Origin of the sequence: Gordonia sp. (in: high G+C Gram-positive bacteria), assembly GCF_020438995.1 — a bacterium.
In the GTDB taxonomy this organism is placed as follows: domain Bacteria; phylum Actinomycetota; class Actinomycetes; order Mycobacteriales; family Mycobacteriaceae; genus Gordonia.
The window spans coordinates 1-1,942 of the sequence record NZ_JAGQTN010000278.1 but is presented as its reverse complement, the minus strand read 5'-3'; the positions used below and the strand labels follow the sequence as shown (position 1 = coordinate 1,942).

Here is a 1,942-nt window from a genome sequence, read left to right as displayed (position 1 = left end):
CCGATGACCAGTTTCATCCGCCGGCGACCTCGTAGGTGCGGGAGCGGGCGGGCCTGATCCACAGCTCGCCGTCGGCGGCCGACGCGCCCTCGTCTTTCAGTTCGCGTTTGAGGATCTTGTTGGTGGCCGTCGTCGGGAGGTCGGAGTTGATACGCACATAGCGGGGCCACGCCTTCGGCGACAGATCGGGCTGGTCGGCCAGGAACTCCTCGAACTCCTTCGGGCTCAGGGAGTCGTTGTCGCCCAAGACGATCGCGGCCATCACCGCGTCGCCGACGTGCTCATCGGGAACCGCGTAGACAGCGACGCGATTGATCTGCGGCAGCCGCAGCAACACTCGTTCGACCGGACCGGCGGCCATGTTCTCGCCGTCGACGCGCATCCAGTCGCCGGTGCGTCCGGCCAGATAGAACCAGCCGTCGTCGTCGACGTAGGCCAGATCGCCCGACCAGTACATGCCGTCGTGCAGGCGTTCGGCGGTGGCCGTGTCGTCGTTGTGGTAGCCGGTGAACAGGCCGCCGCCGCTGGTGTTGACGATCTCGCCGACCGCCTCGTCGGCGTTGGCGAGTGCACCGTTCTGGTCGAACTTCGCGCGCGGGCATTCGGTGAGCGTCTTCGAGTTGTACACGGCCACACCGGGAAAGCCCTTGCCGATGGAACCGGCGGGGGTGCCGGGCTCGCGGGTGATGATGACCGCGAGCTCGGTGGAACCGTACCCATCCCACATCGCACACCCGAACCGCCTGCTGAACTCGTTCAGGTCGCGGTCGGTGGCCTCATTGCCGAACGCCGCGCGCAGCGGGATGTCGGCGTCGTCGGGCTTCTCCGGAGTGGCGAGCACGTACGCGAGGGCCTTGCCGACGTAGTGCACATAGGTGGCGCCGTAGCGGCGCAGGTCGTCGACGAAGGTGGACGCCGAGAATTGGGCGGGGACGATCGCGGCTCCGGCGACGAGCGCGACGCAGTAGCCGCCGAGCAGGACCGCCGAATGGAACAGCGGCATCGACAGATAGCACACGTCGTCGGAGGTGATACCGAACTTTTGCACCAACGGTGGCCCGGCGAACGGAATCATCATGTGTGCGAAGCGGACCGGCTTGGGATTGCCGCTGGTACCTGAGGTGAAGATCAGCATGAACGGATCCATCGGTCCCGGAACCGAATACGGGACGAGTTCACCGGCCTGCGTTGTGCGACTGCGCCACTCGTCGCCATCGACGTCGAATACCTGCACGCCCGGCAGGTCGAGGCCGTCGAGAAGCGGGCGGTGCTGTGCGTCGACGAGCAGGATCCGGCAATCGGCTCGGGCGATATCGGCGGCCAGTGCCTGCCCGCGGCGCGTGTTGTTGACGCCGACCGTGACGTAGCCGCCGAGGGCGCCCGCCGCCAGCGCGATGAGCATCTCGGGAGTATTGCCCAGCAGCGCGCCGACGTGCATAGATCGGGTGGCAGCTGCATCTCCCGTCGCTTCGCTCGCCCCTGCTATATCTCCCGTCGCTTCGCTCGCCCCTGCTATATCTCCCGTCGCTTCGCTCGCCCCTGCCGAACCGATGGTGGCCGATGCCCAGCGTGTCGCCTCGGCGATGTACTCGCGCCAGGTCCAGCGCCGATCGTCGTAGATGATGGCGGGATTGTCGTCCTCGGCGCGTTCGAGGAGCAGCTGCGTCACGGTGTCGGCCATCACACCAATTTAGAACATGTTCTCGTTTTCGCCCATACCGGGATTGTCCGTTCCCGGAGAGATCTGCCCGCGGGGTGTAGCGCGGACGACGGTAGCGACGATAAGGGTTGTGGGTGACCAGCGTGCCTGGGCACACTTGGACCGGTGCCGGTCCATCCGGCCCCGCAATGGGGGAGACAAAGGAGTTGCAATGAATCTACGTAGCCGACGGATCGCGGGGGTGCTGGCCGGCCTCGTCGCATCGGTGCTGGTCGGAACGGG

1 protein-coding gene is annotated in these 1,942 nt (G+C 66.3%); it reads right to left on the bottom strand.

All coding sequences use genetic code 11. The annotated features are described in order from the left end of the window. Positions 1-13: 13 nt before the first annotated feature. Entirely contained in the window at positions 14-1,681 is a 1,668-nt protein-coding gene (gene fadD1 / locus KDB67_RS19910; protein WP_291019705.1) for a fatty-acid--CoA ligase FadD1, read from the bottom strand. Positions 1,682-1,942 lie beyond the last annotated feature (261 nt).